At 41.2% G+C, this 16,935-nt stretch carries 17 protein-coding genes; 5 read left to right on the forward strand and 12 right to left on the reverse strand.

All coding sequences use genetic code 11. The annotated features are described in order from the left end of the window. Positions 1-125: 125 nt before the first annotated feature. Positions 126-1,136 carry a D-alanine--D-alanine ligase gene (locus AAEY94_RS00200; protein ID WP_162022742.1) on the forward strand — a complete coding sequence of 337 codons (1,011 nt, stop codon included), beginning with the start codon at positions 126-128 and terminating at the stop codon, positions 1,134-1,136. A gap of 80 nt (positions 1,137-1,216) precedes the next feature. Here AAEY94_RS00200 and AAEY94_RS00205 read toward each other — a convergent pair whose 3' ends face one another. The 7 genes from AAEY94_RS00205 to AAEY94_RS00235 all read right to left on the reverse strand — a co-directional run bounded on the left by AAEY94_RS00205 (position 1,217) and on the right by AAEY94_RS00235 (position 7,803). After that, positions 1,217-1,816 carry a cytochrome c3 family protein gene (locus tag AAEY94_RS00205; RefSeq protein ID WP_101087918.1) on the reverse strand — a complete coding sequence of 200 codons (600 nt, stop codon included), beginning with the start codon at positions 1,814-1,816 and terminating at the stop codon, positions 1,217-1,219. An 8-nt stretch (positions 1,817-1,824) separates the two neighbouring features. After that, positions 1,825-2,295 carry a nitrate reductase cytochrome c-type subunit gene (locus tag AAEY94_RS00210; RefSeq protein WP_101087915.1) on the reverse strand — a complete coding sequence of 157 codons (471 nt, stop codon included), beginning with the start codon at positions 2,293-2,295 and terminating at the stop codon, positions 1,825-1,827. A gap of 11 nt (positions 2,296-2,306) precedes the next feature. Then, positions 2,307-4,796 (reverse strand): nitrate reductase catalytic subunit NapA, encoded by a 2,490-nt coding sequence (napA, locus tag AAEY94_RS00215; protein ID WP_101088208.1) that lies wholly within the window; start codon positions 4,794-4,796, stop codon positions 2,307-2,309. Between the two features lie 2 nt (positions 4,797-4,798). After that, the gene (locus tag AAEY94_RS00220) at positions 4,799-5,056 is read right to left on the reverse strand and encodes a chaperone NapD (RefSeq protein ID WP_011638005.1); all 258 of its coding nucleotides are present in this window, start codon (positions 5,054-5,056) and stop codon (positions 4,799-4,801) included. Positions 5,057-5,089: 33 nt separating this feature from the next. Further along, positions 5,090-5,248 carry a periplasmic nitrate reductase, NapE protein gene (locus tag AAEY94_RS00225; RefSeq protein WP_011638006.1) on the reverse strand — a complete coding sequence of 53 codons (159 nt, stop codon included), beginning with the start codon at positions 5,246-5,248 and terminating at the stop codon, positions 5,090-5,092. Positions 5,249-5,639: 391 nt separating this feature from the next. Then, the gene (locus AAEY94_RS00230) at positions 5,640-6,548 is read right to left on the reverse strand and encodes a class I SAM-dependent methyltransferase (RefSeq protein ID WP_101087912.1); all 909 of its coding nucleotides are present in this window, start codon (positions 6,546-6,548) and stop codon (positions 5,640-5,642) included. 40 nt (positions 6,549-6,588) lie between these two features. Then, positions 6,589-7,803 carry an AI-2E family transporter gene (locus AAEY94_RS00235; protein WP_182743739.1) on the reverse strand — a complete coding sequence of 405 codons (1,215 nt, stop codon included), beginning with the start codon at positions 7,801-7,803 and terminating at the stop codon, positions 6,589-6,591. 158 nt (positions 7,804-7,961) lie between these two features. On the opposite strand from AAEY94_RS00235, the gene folX reads away from it, so the two are divergent. Next, positions 7,962-8,327: a dihydroneopterin triphosphate 2'-epimerase gene (folX, locus tag AAEY94_RS00240; protein WP_101087907.1), complete on the forward strand. Its 366-nt coding sequence runs from the start codon at positions 7,962-7,964 to the stop codon at positions 8,325-8,327. Positions 8,328-8,411: 84 nt separating this feature from the next. Then, on the forward strand, positions 8,412-9,311 hold the full coding sequence (locus AAEY94_RS00245) for a TIGR01777 family oxidoreductase (RefSeq protein WP_101087904.1): 900 nt from the start codon (positions 8,412-8,414) through the stop codon (positions 9,309-9,311). Between the two features lie 45 nt (positions 9,312-9,356). Here AAEY94_RS00245 and AAEY94_RS00250 read toward each other — a convergent pair whose 3' ends face one another. Next, a complete protein-coding gene (locus AAEY94_RS00250) occupies positions 9,357-10,256 on the reverse strand; it encodes a LysR family transcriptional regulator (RefSeq protein WP_101087901.1) in 900 nt (299 codons plus the stop codon). 369 nt (positions 10,257-10,625) lie between these two features. On the opposite strand from AAEY94_RS00250, the gene AAEY94_RS00255 reads away from it, so the two are divergent. Continuing rightward, entirely contained in the window at positions 10,626-11,075 is a 450-nt protein-coding gene (locus AAEY94_RS00255; protein WP_101087898.1) for a hypothetical protein, read from the forward strand. A gap of 42 nt (positions 11,076-11,117) precedes the next feature. Here AAEY94_RS00255 and AAEY94_RS00260 read toward each other — a convergent pair whose 3' ends face one another. Both AAEY94_RS00260 and AAEY94_RS00265 read right to left on the reverse strand, forming a co-directional pair. Further along, positions 11,118-11,825, reverse strand: a complete 708-nt coding sequence (locus AAEY94_RS00260; protein ID WP_162022737.1) for a pseudouridine synthase — start codon at positions 11,823-11,825, stop codon at positions 11,118-11,120. 148 nt (positions 11,826-11,973) lie between these two features. Continuing rightward, positions 11,974-12,837 carry a DUF4010 domain-containing protein gene (locus tag AAEY94_RS00265; protein WP_162022736.1) on the reverse strand — a complete coding sequence of 288 codons (864 nt, stop codon included), beginning with the start codon at positions 12,835-12,837 and terminating at the stop codon, positions 11,974-11,976. Between the two features lie 510 nt (positions 12,838-13,347). On the opposite strand from AAEY94_RS00265, the gene AAEY94_RS00270 reads away from it, so the two are divergent. Next, on the forward strand, positions 13,348-13,602 hold the full coding sequence (locus AAEY94_RS00270; RefSeq protein ID WP_350976401.1) for a TIGR03643 family protein: 255 nt from the start codon (positions 13,348-13,350) through the stop codon (positions 13,600-13,602). 82 nt (positions 13,603-13,684) lie between these two features. On the opposite strand, the gene AAEY94_RS00275 is transcribed toward AAEY94_RS00270, so the two are convergent. Continuing rightward, entirely contained in the window at positions 13,685-16,168 is a 2,484-nt protein-coding gene (locus AAEY94_RS00275) for an ABC transporter permease (RefSeq protein WP_350976403.1), read from the reverse strand. After that, positions 16,168-16,917 carry an ABC transporter ATP-binding protein gene (locus AAEY94_RS00280; RefSeq protein WP_162022734.1) on the reverse strand — a complete coding sequence of 250 codons (750 nt, stop codon included), beginning with the start codon at positions 16,915-16,917 and terminating at the stop codon, positions 16,168-16,170. The genes AAEY94_RS00275 and AAEY94_RS00280 overlap by 1 nt, the downstream gene beginning before the upstream one ends. Positions 16,918-16,935 lie beyond the last annotated feature (18 nt).

Raw genomic sequence — 16,935 nt, forward strand, 5'->3', positions numbered from 1 at the left:
AATAGCTGAAATATTATTAACTCTTACTTGCACTGTATGGCTGTGGGTCTTTATCATAAGCATTACTTTTTTAGGGCTAATCTAATTCAAATTTAGCCCACTTTTTGGGTCTTTCAGGAGCAACCATGCCAAAGATTAATCTGCTGTTATTGTGCGGCGGTGGCGGTGCAGAACACGATATTTCGTTAATGTCTGCACGTTTTTTTGAGTCATCACTGGCAAAGTCAGATAAATTTTCGGTACTTAAGTTAGTACTCGATAAACACGGTCATTATCACACTGAAGACGGTAAATTATGCGACCTGACTAATCGCCGTGAAATTCGTTTTGAAGATAACAATACGCCAGCATGGTCAGTTGATTATGTGATCCCGTGTATTCATGGATTTCCGGGTGAAACCGGTGATATTCAATCGTACTTTAACTTAATCCAACTGCCCTACTTTGGTTGTGAATCTGAAGCCTCAAGCAATTGCTTTAATAAAATCACCGCTAAAATGTGGTTTTCAGCTTTAGGCGTACCAAACACGCCTTACATCTTTTTGCACCAACTAGATGATGATGCAATCAAGCAAACTGAAACGGCATTTGATCATTGGGGATCTGTTTTTGTAAAAGCGGCATCACAAGGATCGTCTGTGGGATGCTATAAAGTCGATGTTAAAGCCAATATCGCTAACGTACTTAAAGATGCGTTTAGTTATGCTCCATATGTGGTTGTTGAGCAAACCATCCATGCGCGTGAATTAGAAGTCGCCGTATACCAATACCAAGGGGAAGTGGTAGCTACCTTACCGGGCGAAATTATTTGCGACAGCAATACCTTTTATTCATTTGATGAAAAGTACGCTAAAAATAGTAAGGCCCGTACCGACGTTGTTGCTGATAACCTCAGCCCTGAGATCAGTCAGCTGATCCGGGATTACGCAATAAAAGCCTTTAAAGGGATGAAATTACGTCACTTGTCGCGCATTGATTTCTTTTTAACTGATGATAATCAAATCCTCTTGAATGAAATCAATACCTTCCCTGGGTTAACGCCTATTTCAATGTTTCCGAAAATGTTGCAAAACCATGGCCATGATTTCACTAAATATTTAATTGATGTGATTGGGCAACAGGTTGATTTAACATAAACAACTTTAGTTCGAAATGCATAAAACAAAAGGCCAGCAAATTTGCTGGCCTTTTCTATACACTTACAATATTAACCGGTTTAGAACCCTTCTACACCCGCCATATCAGGTAATTGGTGTGCAATACCTTTATGACAATCGATACAGGTTTTTTCGCCGCTAGCCAGTGATGTTGAATGCATTTGTGATGCACGCTTAGACTGACGAGTGAAATCCATATAGTCGAAGTTATGACAGTTACGGCACTCTAACGAATCGTTAGCTTTAAGGCGTTCCCATTCATGTTCCGCCAGCTCGCGACGTTTACCTTCAAACTTTTCTCGCGTGCTAATAGTACCGAATATTTTGCCCCACACTTCCTTAGAAGCTTGCATTTTACGAGCAATTTTATCGGTCCAGTTATGTGGCACATGACAATCAGGACAGGTTGCACGCACACCACTTCGGTTAGTGAAGTGAATAGTCGTTTGCAGTTCCTGATAAACATTGTTTTCCATTTCATGGCAACCAATACAGAATTGCTCGCGGTTAGTCAGTTCCAAGGCGGTGTTAAATCCACCCCAGAAAATCACCCCAGCGATAAATCCACCAATGGTTAAGAAGCCAAGACTGTAATGGACACTCGGACGACACAGCACTTTCCACACTATTTTTAGTTGCTCAAACAATTTTGCAATCATAGTGACTCCTAGTGCTTAACTGGGGCTTTCGCCTTCATTAAGTGATCAATATCGACAAAGTCATTTTCAACTAATAACTTGGCATCTAACTGCGGTGCATGGCACTGAGTACAAAAATAACGACGTGGTGATAAATCAGCCAAGAAATTATTATCACGGTCCATATAGTGAGTCACGCTCACCATTGGAGCCTGTGAATGACCAGTACTAGTACGGGCATGACACTGAATACACTTGTTCACTTTAAGATCGATTTGGTAACCATCAATCTTGTGCGGGATCACCGGTGGCTGCATTGGGTAATTACGTACCTGCTTAACATCGGTATTGATCACCGCTTGCATCGCAGGCGGTGTCGGTTCTACATTAATTGGCGCTAAACGTAATGTGTCGATTTTGTCTTCAGGTATGCTGGTAGCCATTACACTTACAGAGAAACCTAATAACGCGATAATCGATAATAATTTACCTGTTTTCATGGTCTGTCTCCTTAAGCCTTAACAATCTTTACAGCACATTTTTTATAGTCAGTTTGTTTTGACAAAGGATCTGTCGCATCTAACGTCACTTTATTAATGAGCTGGCTGGCATCAAACCAAGGCACAAACACTAAGCCAACAGGCGGCTTATTACGTCCTCGTGTTTCAACACGGGTTTTAATTTCACCACGACGAGAAACAATTCTAATTTCATCACCACGACGTAAACCGCGCTTTTTAGCATCTTCAGGATGCATAAAACACACTGCATCAGGGAAGGCTTTATAAAGTTCAGGTACACGTTGTGTCATTGAACCAGAATGCCAATGTTCAAGCACACGACCCGTTGATAGCCAAATATCGAACTCTTCATCTGGTGACTCTGCAGCAGGCTCGTAAGGCAATGCGAAAATAACTGCACGGCCATCTGGCTTACCGTAAAACTCAAATTCTGTACCCGCTTTAACGTAGGGGTCTGACCCTTCACGGAAACGCCATTTGGTTTCTTTGCCATTAACCACCGGCCAACGTAAACCGTGCTCTTTGTGGTATACATCAAAGTCAGCTAAATCATGACCATGACCACGTCCAAAGGTGGCATATTCTTCAAATAAACCTTTTTGAACGTAAAAACCAAAATGCTTAGCTTCATCATTTAAGTATTTTTGATCAGCATCTGCCAATGGAAATTTATCAACATTGCCATTGAGATAAAGCACTTCATATAAGGTTTTACCTTTAAACGAAGGGTTAGCAGCTAACACTTCTGCAGGCCAAACTTCGTCAGTAGTGAAACGCTTAGAGAATTCCATTAACTGCCATAAATCAGACTGTGACTCTCCTGGTGCTTTAACCATTTGATGCCAAAATTGAGTACGACGTTCAGCATTACCGTAGGCACCTTCTTTTTCGACCCACATTGCTGTTGGTAAAATTAAATCGGCTGCTTGGGTGGTAACCGTTGGATATGCATCAGACACTACGATGAAGTTTTCAGGATTACGGTAGCCCGGTAAACCTTCTTCGTTAATATTGGCGCCTGCTTGGATATTGTTGTTCACTTGTACCCAGTAACAATTTAAATCGCCATCTTTTAAGCGACGGTTTTGCTCTACTGCATGGTAACCAGGTTTTGGTGGAATAATACCACTCGGAATATGCCAAATCTCTTCGGCGCGCTTTCTGTGTTCAGGGTTAGTCACTACCATGTCCGCAGGTAAACGATGTGAGAATGTACCCACTTCACGTGCTGTACCACAAGCAGACGGTTGACCCGTTAATGAGAATGGGCTGTTACCTGGAGTAGAGATTTTACCGACTAACAAGTGAATGTTATAAATCAGATTATTACACCACACACCACGAGTATGTTGGTTAAAGCCCATGGTCCAGAATGAAGTCACTTTACGATCTGGATCTGCATAAAGCTCTGCCAACTCAATAAGCTTATGTTCTGGTACACCAGACAACTTACTGACAGATTCAACATCATAGTCAGCCACAAATTTAGCAAATTCGTCAAAATCAATCGGGGTAGAGTCACCTGCAGTGGCAACGTTTTTGGCTTTCATTTCTAATGGATGCGTTGGACGTAAACCATAGCCAATGTCTGTGGTTCCCTTGCGGAAATTAACATGCTTTTTGATGAAATCTTTATTCACTTTGCCATTTTGGATAATGTAATTGGCAATAAAGTTAAGCATTGCTAAATCGGTTTGTGGCGTGAATACAATGGGCAAATCAGCAAGGTCGAATGAACGATGTTCAAAGGTAGACAACACGGCGACTTTAACGTGTGGTGCGCTTAAACGGCGATCGGTTACACGAGTCCATAAAATAGGGTGCATTTCTGCCATGTTTGAGCCCCAAAGCACAAACGCGTCAGCCGCTTCCATATCGTCATAACAACCCATTGGCTCATCAATGCCGAAGGTACGCATAAAGCCACCTACCGCAGATGCCATACAATGACGAGCGTTTGGATCGATGTTATTTGAACCAAAGCCAGCTTTCATTAACTTAACCGCTGCATAACCTTCCCATACGGTCCACTGACCAGAACCAAACATACCGACGGCTGTTGGACCTTTGGCTTTAATGGTCGCTTTCCAACGCTCGGCCATAGTGTCGAACGCTTTTTCCCATGTAATAGGAGTGAATTCGCCATGCTTGTCATATTTGCCATCAGTCATACGCAACATTGGCGTTTGCAGACGATCACGACCGTACATAATTTTAGAAAGGAAATAGCCTTTAATACAGTTTAAGCCACGGTTAACTTCGCTGTTGGCATCACCATGAGTCGCAACAACTTTACCGTCACGGGTGGCTACCATCACTGAACAACCTGTTCCGCAAAAACGACAAGGTGCTTTGTTCCATTCTAATTTGGTTTGTTCTGAGCTAGTGATCAGGTTGCTTGCACTTGTAGGTAGTGCTAATCCTGCAACACTTGCCGCTGCGATAGCGGCATTGGCCTTCATAAAATCGCGTCTATTCATTTTCATACTTCACCCTCTTCAAGCTCTTCACTTTGGTGATACACCATGGTGGCAGTCAACACACCCGGAATGGCATTAATAGTTGATATATCATCCATCAACGATCGTTGGCTCGGACCTTCAACGACAACAACTAACTTAACGTCATTATTAGCTGACAACTCAGCATTTTTGATGGCCATAATTTTTTGTCTTACTTCAGCCATTTGCTCAGGGTGTACTTGGACAATTAGGCTGGTTACGTGAAGTTCATTGCTCATACATCGTTCTCACATTGTTTATTATTTTTAGGATTAGCCCGCGCCTGGAGGCCCAGTTAAAATTTGGCTAAACCAGATAGTAAAACCTAGTGCGCTAACCAGTAATACAGATAAAATTGGGGCTAGAAAGACGGTCAAAAAAATAAAAATCTTTAGCTCTAAACCCTTTTTGCTTTCGGTTTCATTACTCATGGACCCTCCAAGAGTGGGGATAAAAACAATAAATCATCATCGCTTTATTGCTTCTTTATTACGACTCGGTGAATTTTATCGTTAATGCAGTAACAATCTATATACTCACAAATTGGTAAAACAAGGTTAATATGATCTAGATCATCAATTTTAATAAATCATTAGCTAGATCAGGGTTATCGGTCATAAATACCGATTAAAAGAAGGATTATTTAACGATTATTTGAACAGGTATTTCCTTGGTTAGCATTAAGTATAAGCCACTAAAAACAACTTGCGCGGCGAAGATGTCATTAAGGGGTTAATCGTGAGGTATGTCTTGGCATTTTTTACAGGCATAAAAAAACCGACAGTCACATGACTGTCGGTTTATTTGTAACGCGTTAATAAATTAGCTCATGCAGTAACGTAATACTTTTAATGATTTCTGTTCATCTATATCGGCAAAAACGGACGGATTAGCAATTCGCTCAACATAAGTTAATTGTGGCGCAGTATTAGCCACTTGTTGCATCAAAAAATCACAACCAAGCTCTGGGGCATTTAAGCACAGCAACACTTCACCTTGTGGTGCAAGTAAGTCAGGCAGACGTTTCAATAAGCGCTCATAATCTTTAGTGGCCACAAAACTGCCACGTTGATTACTCGGTGGATCGGCCACAATCAAATCATACGGTCCAAGCTTGGTTAATTTACCCCATGATTTAAAAATATCGTGGCCTAAATAACGCGCTCCTGCGGGTAAGTCATTTAATACATGGTTTTGCTTACCAATGCTTAACGCACCTTTACTCATGTCCATGTTGACCACTTCATCTGCGCCGCCTTGCAAAGCCACTACCGAAAAGCCGCAAGTATAAGCAAATAAATTAAGTACCTTTTTATGTTTTGCGTGTTGTTTCACCCATGCTCGGCCGTTGGCCATATCTAAAAATAAACCGTGGTTTTGTCCGCGTAATAAATGGACTAAAAAGCGCGCACCATTTTCGATCACAATATGCTGTTCTGGTACTTCACCATGCAATAACTCACTGAATGTTTGGCCACCTTGACGGTATTGGTAAACCAAATTAAGTGTTTCAGTTGGTCGTTGTTGCTGCCAAAGTACCTTTACTGCAATCACTAATTCATTGAGTTGCTCGGTTTCAAGCATCTTAAAACTGGTGAGCAATAATACTGGTTTATACCAATCTAAACACAGGTGTTCATCGCCAGCGAATAAGCCGCCGCGGCCATGAAATAAACGGCAAACATCATCACCGAACGTCAAATTTGGAACTATTTGTAAAAAACCTTTCATACACTCTCTTAACTCAATAAACTAAATACAATCAATAGGGTTATGCATTTGTGGTTGATGACTTAGCTTTAGTGTCACTGCCCACGCTATGATCATTATCTACGTCGCTACTGACTCCACTATTAACGTCATTATTAACCTGTTCGTCATCGTCGTCTCTGTGGCAATCTTCAGCTGCAATTTCGGCTTCTGCTTTAACATTATTGGCAGATTCATTGGGTGAGTCATCATTATCATCCGACAATAAAATTGCCAGCCAATTGCCCGAGTCGCTCGATTCAAGACCAATTTTAACAATCATGGTTAAGGGTACCGACAGCAACATGCCGACAGAGCCAAGCAGCCAACCCCAAAAAATCAATGATAAAAAAACCACTAAGGTAGACAAGCCTAAACCTCGGCCCATAAAACGCGGTTCAACCATATTACCCATCACCATATTGGTACCCACATACAATAAACCGGTAATACCTGCAGCCCCTGGGCCCATTTGGATAAAAGCCAATAACACAGCCGGAATAGCGGCAATAATAGAACCAATATTAGGAATATAATTAAACAGAAAAGCGATGACTGCCCATAACAAAGCATAGTCAACGCCAATGATTGTCAAACCGATACCAACAACCACTGCTGTCGCTAAACTGACAAGGGTTTTAATCACCATATATTGATTAACCGACTGCAAGAATTTATCGATTTGCTGTAAACGCTTATCTGGAGCATCGAGGGCTAAATGAAACTTTCTAGGCATTGATTGCGCCTCAAATAACATAAATACGATAGTCAAAATAATCAGGAATAAATTAGCCATCACATTGCCAACACCAGACAACATATTGGTGGTCATGGATAACGCCATGCCGGGGTCAAAATAATCGAGTACTTTTTGTTGAGAAATCTGGATATTAAAATCTTGCAGTTTTTCAAGGATCCACGCAAATTGTTCAATCAATTGCTCCCGATACTTGGGCATTTCTTTGGAAAACTCAGTTACCGAACTACCCACTAAACTGGCCAGCCACAAGCCCATTAACACAATAAATCCCATCAATAAGATGATCGATAACCATTTAGGAATACGATAGCGCGTCATCAATACAATGGCTGGATTGCAAATTACCGCTAAAAATGCAGATAATACAAAAGGCACCACAATTGGGCTGGCCGTTTTGATTCCCGCTAGAATGATCACCACACAGGCCATCACCACAAAACTACGGACAGCCATAGGCGATTGTTGTAATCCTTTCATAGAACTAAAAATCCTTATTATTGCTTATTAAAATGATTCTGTATGCTAAGCTAAACTCAGTAACATATTGCAAACTAAGTTAAATATTTTTGTCGATTCACATATAAGTTGATGACAATATTGGCTTACAACAACTTTTAGGGATCCACTCACTCAATATGAAACCAGAAACCGCTATTATACGCATTAAAAACTTACGTTTACGCACCTATATCGGCATTAAAGAAGATGAAATCAATAACCAACAAGATGTCATCGTCAATGTGGTGATCCATTATTGTGCCGACAAAGCGCGAAACAGCAACAATGTCACTGATGCGTTGAATTATCGCACCATTACTAAAAATATCATTGCTTTGATTGAAAATAATCGTTTTTCATTACTCGAAAACCTAACCAATCAAACTCTCGCCATTGCCAGTGAACATGATTGGGTTGAATTTGCCAGTGTCGAAATTGATAAACCCCATGCACTTCGCTTTGCAGACTCTGTGTCGATGGAATTATGCTATCAAAAGCCGTAATAACAAGTATGTTGCGTGCAGAATTTGTGATCATTTCTTAAGGTTACCATCGTATATTGTTCTACTGAGTAGAAGGGAGTTTAGATGAGAATATTAATCACTGGTGCAACGGGGTTTGTTGGCAAACGCTTAGTTAAATCGCTTAGCGAACACCAACTGATCATATTGACGCGAAATATTAATAACGCAAAAAATAATCTTGGCAGTCACCATCAATACTGGCAAACCCTTACTGATAAACCACACCTTAACGACATAGATGCCGTAATTAACCTTGCAGGCGAACCGATAGTCAGTAAACGTTGGAGCAACAAACAAAAAAAACTAATATGCGACAGCCGTTGGGACATCACCACGGAATTAACTCAGCTTATTAGTAAAAGTACTACGCCGCCACATACGTTTATTAGCGCCTCAGCGGTGGGTTACTATGGTCGACAAGACCAGAGTCCAGTCGATGAGACAAGTGGATTTCATACTGAATTTAGCCATGATATATGCCAGAAATGGGAAGACCTCGCACTTCAAGCCCAGTCACAACAGACCCGAGTGTGTATTACTCGAATAGGTATTGTGCTCGGGAAGAATGGCGGCGCATTAGCAAAAATGCTACCTCCATTCAAACTTGGTTTAGGCGGCCCAATAGGCAGTGGCGAGCAAGGTATGAGTTGGATCCATGTTGATGATTTAATTGGACTGATTAACTATTTGCTGAACAACACCAACTTACAAGGTATTTACAATGCTACTGCACCTCAGCCTGTTAGCAATGCAACATTTGCTAAAGCATTAGGCAGTGCGTTAAATCGTCCGGCCAAAATAACCACGCCACCATTAGCGCTAAGACTGGCAATGGGTGAAATGTCAGAGTTGCTCACTACCGGCCAATTTGTACTACCCACAAGGACTTTAGCGGCTGGCTTTGAGTTTCAATACACTGATATCAACAGTGCATTACAACACATTATTAATTCTAAGAGCTAACTCAGAGCACTAAACCACCGAGAAAATTCACCGGGCTAACGGGCATCACTTCACCAACTGTTTAATTTTATTGATTATCGGTCCATAACGACGTGCAAGTGGCCGATGTTTTTTGTAAATGATAAACAAGGGCTCACTGACCACCACATTGTTGGCTTGCTCGGTGGCAAAAGATGCTATGCGGATATGCTGTTGTTGGGCAAAATTATCAACTGCAAATTGTGGTAGCACAGCAAATGCCAGCCCTTTAGCCACGGGAACAAGAATTTGGTTCAATTGGTTAACGTAACTGCGAATAGGCACCTGCAACGCTAACACCTGTTTTTCAATAAAATACTGGCCGACTATTTGCGACCAATAATGCATCGCATCTGGATGGCTCACCATTCCAAGTTCCATGAGTTGTTCAAATGTAACCGATTGATGTGGGTACGACTGCGGTAACACCAGACACAGAGACTGTGCAGCTAATGGGGTCACCACCAGCTCATCCATGTTAATCGGCTGCGTAATGATGCCCACATCAACGGTATTGGCCATAACACTATCAATAATGCGTTTATTAGGCGCCGCTTCCAGATGGATTTGTAATTGACTATATGGCAACTGATAGTCAATAAGGTGAGGATATAAAAGCAACGCCATCGATCCCGAACACGCTAAACGACAAACGCCTACATGCTCATCATCAACCGCTAATTGCGACAAAACTTGTTGCTGTTGCTGCTGCCAAACTAATGCTTGTTGATATAACACAATTCCAGCTTCAGTTAGCTCAAAGCTTTTTCCTATTCGAATCAGTAAATCAACGCCCACTTGCAGCTCAAGCTTTTTAATGTGTTGACTCACGCCAGGTTGCGTCATAAAAAGCTGCTCTGCCGTGTGAGTAAAATGCCCTACTTCGACAAGTTTAATAAATGTGGTTAACCATTGTTGATTTAACATGCTGCGCCTCTATTATGCACTGAACACTTCATTGCATCGACAATGAACATCTCTTATACGACATCGATTATGGGGATACTAACGTCACCGCCGATAATGCCATAATGATAACAAAAAGTTATTGTTTTATGTGTTTTTAATAACCTTACCCACTAACGTTAGCTAAAAGGACAATATAACCAGAAAGGTGTGATTCCAGCTCAAACCCGTGGTTAATACGATTTACTTTTTGCCATCCTCATACACTCCCGTAGAACGGCCAGGTTAACATGCCGCATTGTAGAGTGACTTGACTCTACCTGATTCCTTACCATGATTAAATTGTACAAAAAACGAACAAAATAATTAATTATTAAAAAGGATAATAAAATGAAAAAATTATTAATTACATTAGCTTGCGTTGTATTTAGCTCCGCATTATTTGCCAAAGATAGATTGGAGATTTACCAAGATTACGATCTCGGTACTGAAATAATGGTAATGACTACCGTTAAAGTAGATCCTAATATGGCGGATATATATTTGGCAGGTTTGAGTAATAGCTGGGTTAAAGCGGTTAAAATTGAAAAGGAACTTGGTTATATCAAAGACTGGAAAATCTATGCAAGTGATTTACCAGTGAGTGGTGATTTTAACATGTTATTAGTCGTTACTATGGCTAATGGCGCAGACATGGAGCCTAACAAAAAGAAGTATGAAGCGTTCATGAAAAAGTGGAGCGAGGCTGATAAAAAAATGTCTAATGAAATTTCAGCCAAATACCCTGAAGTAAGGACATTAACGGGTGAATATCGCATGCGTGAGGTCATGATAAAATAATCAATAAAGCGCTTTTTACACAAATACTAAGGGGCGCTGAATTTAAAGCTTATTTAAAAGTATATGACTAAATGAACCAATTTCTACATCGGTTAAATAACGCCATTCACCTATTGCTACATCCAGTTTAACCGCACCAATACTTTCTCGATGCAGCGACACCACTTTATTACCTACGGCAGCAAACATGCGTTTAACTTGATGGAACTTACCTTCAGTTAAGGTCAGTAATACTTCTTGTGGTGTGATAATTTGCAACTGTGCCGGTAATGTCAGCTCTTGCTCCCCTTGCAAAGCAATGCCTTGTAAAAAAGACTCTCCGGCATCTGCTGCTATCGGCTTAGCTAATTTAACCCGGTAAACTTTATGGCATTGTCCAGACGGGGACGTGATAGCAAATGTCCAACGACCATCATCGGTAATAAGCACTAATCCGGTTGTGTCGGCATCTAATCGTCCGGCAATATGCAACTCAGATGGTCGTTCGGCGTCAATTAATGAGAATAGCGACGGATAGACACCATCGACATTCGAACAAAGGGTATTGGCAGGTTTATTGATTAACATATAACGAAACGCTCGAGCAGCAAGATTTTGACCGTTTAAGCTGATGTCATTATTTTCATGAACTTGAACAGCTTCATCCCTGACAACTACACCATTAACGAGCACAGCCCCGTTATGGATATGTTGAATAACCTCATACTTTAATAATTCAGTACTTTTACAAACAAATCGATCAAGACGCATAAATAACCTTAACTTGGGATAATCATTTATTATTGGCTACTTAAGCGGATATTATGCTTTGTCTCGTCAGATATGCAGTCAATGGTGGGGGATATTATGCCACAGACGTAAAGTGCAGTTTGTATTATTAGAGAGAATAGCAAACACATTACTCAAGCAAAAAAGAGCAAAAAAACGTAGCACCGACACTTAATGCAAACCCCACAAACATCATCGCAATAAAAATCCATTTGTGAGAAAAATTGCTTCCTTTAAACATCAAGTACGATTTACTGATGGTGTTACCGAGTAAAATTAACAACAATAAATTTATTAAATCAATATCCTGTGGATTCATAGACCATTCGCTCATCACCGATACAAGAATGGCATGAGCTTCAAAAAATGATACCAGCAAAGTACTGATCCCTCGCGATAAACCAAGTTCACTGCCGATAAAATGCATGGCATATACAAGTCCGAGGATAAAAATAGATAGCTTAGCAACATTTTTCCAATTTATCGGGTGATCAATTAATAGCTCAATATCAACTGTTGGTTGCCCTGACTGGTTACTTAAAAAAAGTAAATTGGATTGCATCTGCACATATATTATCGCCGTAATAAAAAACAATAATTGCGTGACAAAGGGGATATAAAAAATAAAGGCTAATTGGTCTGCCAAAAAAAAGATAATAAATAGACATTCCAGTAACATAGAACATAAAGCAAACAACAATGTCAGTAGCAAGTCACGTTCACTTGTTGATGCAAATTTTTTATCATTTAATATTTGTAAAAAAACTGCCGTACTGGAAATAAATCCTCCCAGAAAGCCCTGTAACTGGAATCGACTCCGTTTTGCTAGTAAGTGAAAACTAAAAAAGCTGAATAACTCTAGACAGGCAACTAAAGGCACAATTTTTAATAGAGGAACGTAGGCTGCAACAACAAACAATGCTGCAAGCATGGTCATGTCAAACCATATATGTTTGTCTTTAAAATGATATGAGAGTGGTGTTTTATGCTCCATCGACAATATTTGCCTCTACAACTATGTATCCTGGTGGACTAAATCATAAATTATTCAGAACTAACACTTTTCATCACAACATTAACTACTATATTAACCATTACATTTATCGTGGTCGGCACCGAGCACTTTTTAATATAGCTTAATTATACAGCAAGCCAACTTAAAACGATTTAGTGATTAGACAAATGCTTGTCCAATCTCGTAATCGACAGCTAAGGTGGCTTGATAAATTTTATAGCACGACTTGGCAGGGGGAAATAATATTAAATGTACCGCACTCATCATTGGTAATGAGCACTCACCCTGTGGTGCCGGCATTTAACCGTCCGCCAATAGGATGATCAGATAATTGTTCAGCATCCACTAATGAAAAAAATATAGGCCAATAAAGCTTGTCTCTATATTTTAACGTATTCATCTGCCTTAAACACAAATCCTTAATACACTAATCTAAACGCTGATAACTAACGTATTAGAGCGCAAACCCAATAAACATTATCAAACTCAATGCTATCACCGCACGATACCTCAAGGATCATTGAAATGGCATGGGAAGACCGCACGCCATTTGAAGCTATTGAACATCTTTATGGCTTAAACGAATCAAATGTGATTAAACTCATGCGCTCATCACTCAAACCCAATAGCTTTAAGTCTTGGCGAGCCCGTGTTAGTGGCCGTAAAACCAAGCACCTTAAATTGCGACCTGAAGGTACTGATAGAGCGTATTGTCCAACCCAATATAAAATGCGTCAAAAGTAATCACATCAGTGATCAACTAAGGTAAAAAGGCAACATAAAAAAGGGAGATGACAATGCATCTCCCTTAATATTTGTAAGTACTTTAGCCCTCTTTTAACATGTCACTGCACGACTTATTGAGTAACTGACGACAACGCCAAATCCCTAAGATTGCCACAATTAGCGCGCCTGCGATTGGAGTGATGCCCCACCATGGCCAATGCATGTATACCACTAACTCAAACACTTGAGTTTTTAACATGTATAAAGCAAACTCAGCCACTATCACCGCTAATAAACCAGCAATTGCACCAAGCAAAGCAAACTCAATTCCAGTAGAAGCACGAAGTAACCAACCGGATGCGCCAAAAGTTCGCAACACTGCGAGTTCTCGTTGTCGAGTCGCCATGCCAGCCTCAGTTTGCGCAATCAACACCAAGGCACTGGCCAACAACACTAATGCCAACACTAGTGATAGTGATAATGACACTTGATCGATTATTTGCCGTAGCTGCTCAACCATCGCCCCAACATCAATAATCGATATCGTTGGAAATTGTTGGATCAGTTGTAATACCACTTGATTGGCGCTCAGCAAGCTACCATCAGCCGCTAATTGCGCATCATTAAGGTGAAAACTGGCCATCGAGGTATAGGCAAATGGCGCCAACGCTTCAGGGGTAAAAATCATGAAAAAATTAGGTTGTAGGGTTTCCCACTGAACCTGTCTAATACTGGCAACCTTCACCGAAAAGGATTGATTATCGATGCTATAAGTGAGCTTGTCGCCAAGTATAACGCCTAGTCTATCTGCGACACCGGACTCAACCGAAACATCATCCGCAGCTTGATTAAACTTGCCCTCAAGCAGCTTATTATTTGGCGGTAAAGTATCTCGATAGGTTAAGTTTAGTTCGCGAGAAATCCCCACTCGTCCTTCAACTCCGTTTTCAGCTTGTTTGCCCGAAATCAACTCCTCGTCGTTAATATGAGTGAGTCGGCCACGCACCACAGGATAAATATCGGTAGCGTTAATATGATTTAGGCTTAAAAAGTCATTTAATGGCTTAGCATCCTCAGGGGCAATATTCACTAGAAAGTAGTTAGGTGCATTTTCAGGTAACTGCTTTTGCCATTCATTGAGTAAATCTTGACGCAAGGCCAAGATGGTGAGCAATAATACCAATGCACTGCTAAATCCAACCAATTGCACAGCATTTTGACGAGCACGACGGCGAAGCCCAGCTAATGCTAGTTGGAAAGGATTGGTGGTTTTCATGCCAATGCCATGACCGAAACGGATCATCACAAAGCCCAGCACACTGAGTAAAAAACCTAACAACAGTACTGCAAGTACCACTGTCATCGTCAATGCTAAACTTCTTGAATACAAATACCCCAACAAGGCCATTGCGGCCAAGCTTAATAGTAAATGGAGCCACATGCCCAGCTGCAGGCCTTCTAATTGGCGCTGCAATACTCTTAACGGCGGAATGGCTAACAGCCGCATTAACGGATAAGCAGAAAACATAAATGCACTGATTAGCCCCGTGCTTACACCTAATAAAATAGGCCGTAAATACGGTGGAGAATAAGCAGCTATCTCTGGTGGTAAAAATGCCGTAATGCCAATGTCGAGCAATAACCCGCCCAATAAACCCAGTGCAATACCCAATAAGGTCACTAATGACAAATGCAGTCCGAATAACACCCGAATTTGCTTGCCTGAAGCGCCAAAGGTTTTCAGCATGGCCACAACATCATAGTGGCGTTGACAGTAACGCTGCGCTGCAATACCAATCGCGGCGCACGCTAATGCAATACCGAGTAAACTGGCTAGCAGCAAAAAGCGCTCCGCACGTTGCACAGCTGAAGCGATAGGGGAATCTCCCGATTGCACATCTACCCAACGCTGGCTGTTATTGAGCAAAGGTTTAGCTTGCAGTTCAAAGGCCGTTAGCTGCTCTGCATCGCCAGTAAATTGGTATAAATACGTCACCCGACTACCTGGTTGAATAATACCTGTCGCCGCCACATCATCTAAACGTATGAGTAATACTGGTGAGGACGCAAACGGATTAAACCCTGCATCCGGTAAACGACTAATCTCTTCGGTTAGCGATAACTCACTATTGCCCAATTCAATGCTTTTTGGGTAGCCAAGCAAACCACCTAAACGATTTTCAAACCATGCTTGCCCCTTGCTTGGTAATGCTCGAGTGACACCGTTACTCAGTTCTATATCGCCTTTTAACGGATAACCATCACCTACCGCTTTAACGGTCACTAATTGAAATTTATCGCCCGAATACACCATCGAGTTAAATTGCATGTTAGTGACGTGGGCAAGGCCTAGCTCATTGGCAACAGTAAGGACTTGTGCATCAAGTTCAACCGGTGAGTCGATAATACGGTCGGCGGCAATAAAGTTAGAGGCTTCGCCATTAATGGCCACTTGTAAACGCTCACTAACCCGCGCTAGCCCGGTCACGGATAACACCGCTAACGTAATAGCCAACACAATAAGAATTAATTGTCCTTGAGCGAGTTCACGTTTAAACAATCTCCACGCAATTTGCCACTCCATTAATTAACCTCCGCAACAGGTTCCGCGCTCACATGGGCAGCCTTAAGATTATCTGCGTATGGTTCTGATAAATGGCCATTTTCCATCACTAATTGGCGTGCGCAACGTTTTGCTAAATGTAAATCATGCGTCACTAACACTAACGTGGTGTCACTTTCTTGGTTTAACTCAAACAACATATCAGCAATTTTATCACCATTCACACTGTCTAAGTTGCCTGTTGGTTCATCTGCAAACAGCACTTTGGGTTCACAAATAAAAGCTCTGGCAATAGCCACACGTTGCTGTTCACCACCCGATAATTGTTTAGGCAAATGATTTAATCGATGAGATAAACCAACGCGATTGAGCATGGTTTGGGCTTTCTGCTTGGCATCTTTGACCCCTGCAAGCTCTGCGGGTAGCATAACGTTTTCAAGCGCTGTTAAGGTATCAACCAGCATAAATGACTGAAAGATAAAACTGACTTTTTGCTTACGAAGCGCTGCTTTTTGCTCTTCATTTAATCCGGATAATGCCACCCCATCCAACACTATCTCACCAGAGGTAGGTGTATCTAATGCGGCAAGTAAACCCAATAGTGTCGACTTACCTGAACCTGATGGTCCCAAAATGGCGATACTGTCTCCTTGCTTGACTTCTATATTAATGCCGTTGAGGATAGTCAACTCTCCCTCTTGGGTCACGACAGTTTTATTGAGGTTAGTTACAGTAATGGCACTGGTATTTCGATCGATATTATTAGACATACAATCCTTCTTATATTC

This window comes from Shewanella sp. AC34-MNA-CIBAN-0136 (assembly GCF_040309945.1).
GTDB lineage: Bacteria > Pseudomonadota > Gammaproteobacteria > Enterobacterales > Shewanellaceae > Shewanella.

Excerpts from the sequence above, each read along its gene's own strand:
- AAEY94_RS00265 (WP_162022736.1), bottom strand. The coding sequence starts at position 12,837 with ATGGAGCATAAAACACCACTCTCATATCATTTTAAAGACAAACATATA.
- AAEY94_RS00280 (WP_162022734.1), bottom strand. The coding sequence starts at position 16,917 with ATGTCTAATAATATCGATCGAAATACCAGTGCCATTACTGTAACTAAC.
- AAEY94_RS00220 (WP_011638005.1), bottom strand. The coding sequence starts at position 5,056 with ATGAGCAATGAACTTCACGTAACCAGCCTAATTGTCCAAGTACACCCT.
- AAEY94_RS00255 (WP_101087898.1), top strand. The coding sequence starts at position 10,626 with ATGAAAAAATTATTAATTACATTAGCTTGCGTTGTATTTAGCTCCGCA.
- AAEY94_RS00225 (WP_011638006.1), bottom strand. The coding sequence starts at position 5,248 with ATGAGTAATGAAACCGAAAGCAAAAAGGGTTTAGAGCTAAAGATTTTT.
- napA (WP_101088208.1), bottom strand. The coding sequence starts at position 4,796 with ATGAATAGACGCGATTTTATGAAGGCCAATGCCGCTATCGCAGCGGCA.
- AAEY94_RS00275 (WP_350976403.1), bottom strand. The coding sequence starts at position 16,168 with ATGGAGTGGCAAATTGCGTGGAGATTGTTTAAACGTGAACTCGCTCAA.
- AAEY94_RS00210 (WP_101087915.1), bottom strand. The coding sequence starts at position 2,295 with ATGAAAACAGGTAAATTATTATCGATTATCGCGTTATTAGGTTTCTCT.
- AAEY94_RS00230 (WP_101087912.1), bottom strand. The coding sequence starts at position 6,548 with ATGAAAGGTTTTTTACAAATAGTTCCAAATTTGACGTTCGGTGATGAT.
- AAEY94_RS00205 (WP_101087918.1), bottom strand. The coding sequence starts at position 1,816 with ATGATTGCAAAATTGTTTGAGCAACTAAAAATAGTGTGGAAAGTGCTG.
- AAEY94_RS00200 (WP_162022742.1), top strand. The coding sequence starts at position 126 with ATGCCAAAGATTAATCTGCTGTTATTGTGCGGCGGTGGCGGTGCAGAA.
- AAEY94_RS00235 (WP_182743739.1), bottom strand. The coding sequence starts at position 7,803 with ATGAAAGGATTACAACAATCGCCTATGGCTGTCCGTAGTTTTGTGGTG.
- AAEY94_RS00245 (WP_101087904.1), top strand. The coding sequence starts at position 8,412 with ATGAGAATATTAATCACTGGTGCAACGGGGTTTGTTGGCAAACGCTTA.
- AAEY94_RS00270 (WP_350976401.1), top strand. The coding sequence starts at position 13,348 with ATGCTATCACCGCACGATACCTCAAGGATCATTGAAATGGCATGGGAA.
- AAEY94_RS00260 (WP_162022737.1), bottom strand. The coding sequence starts at position 11,825 with ATGCGTCTTGATCGATTTGTTTGTAAAAGTACTGAATTATTAAAGTAT.
- AAEY94_RS00250 (WP_101087901.1), bottom strand. The coding sequence starts at position 10,256 with ATGTTAAATCAACAATGGTTAACCACATTTATTAAACTTGTCGAAGTA.
- folX (WP_101087907.1), top strand. The coding sequence starts at position 7,962 with ATGAAACCAGAAACCGCTATTATACGCATTAAAAACTTACGTTTACGC.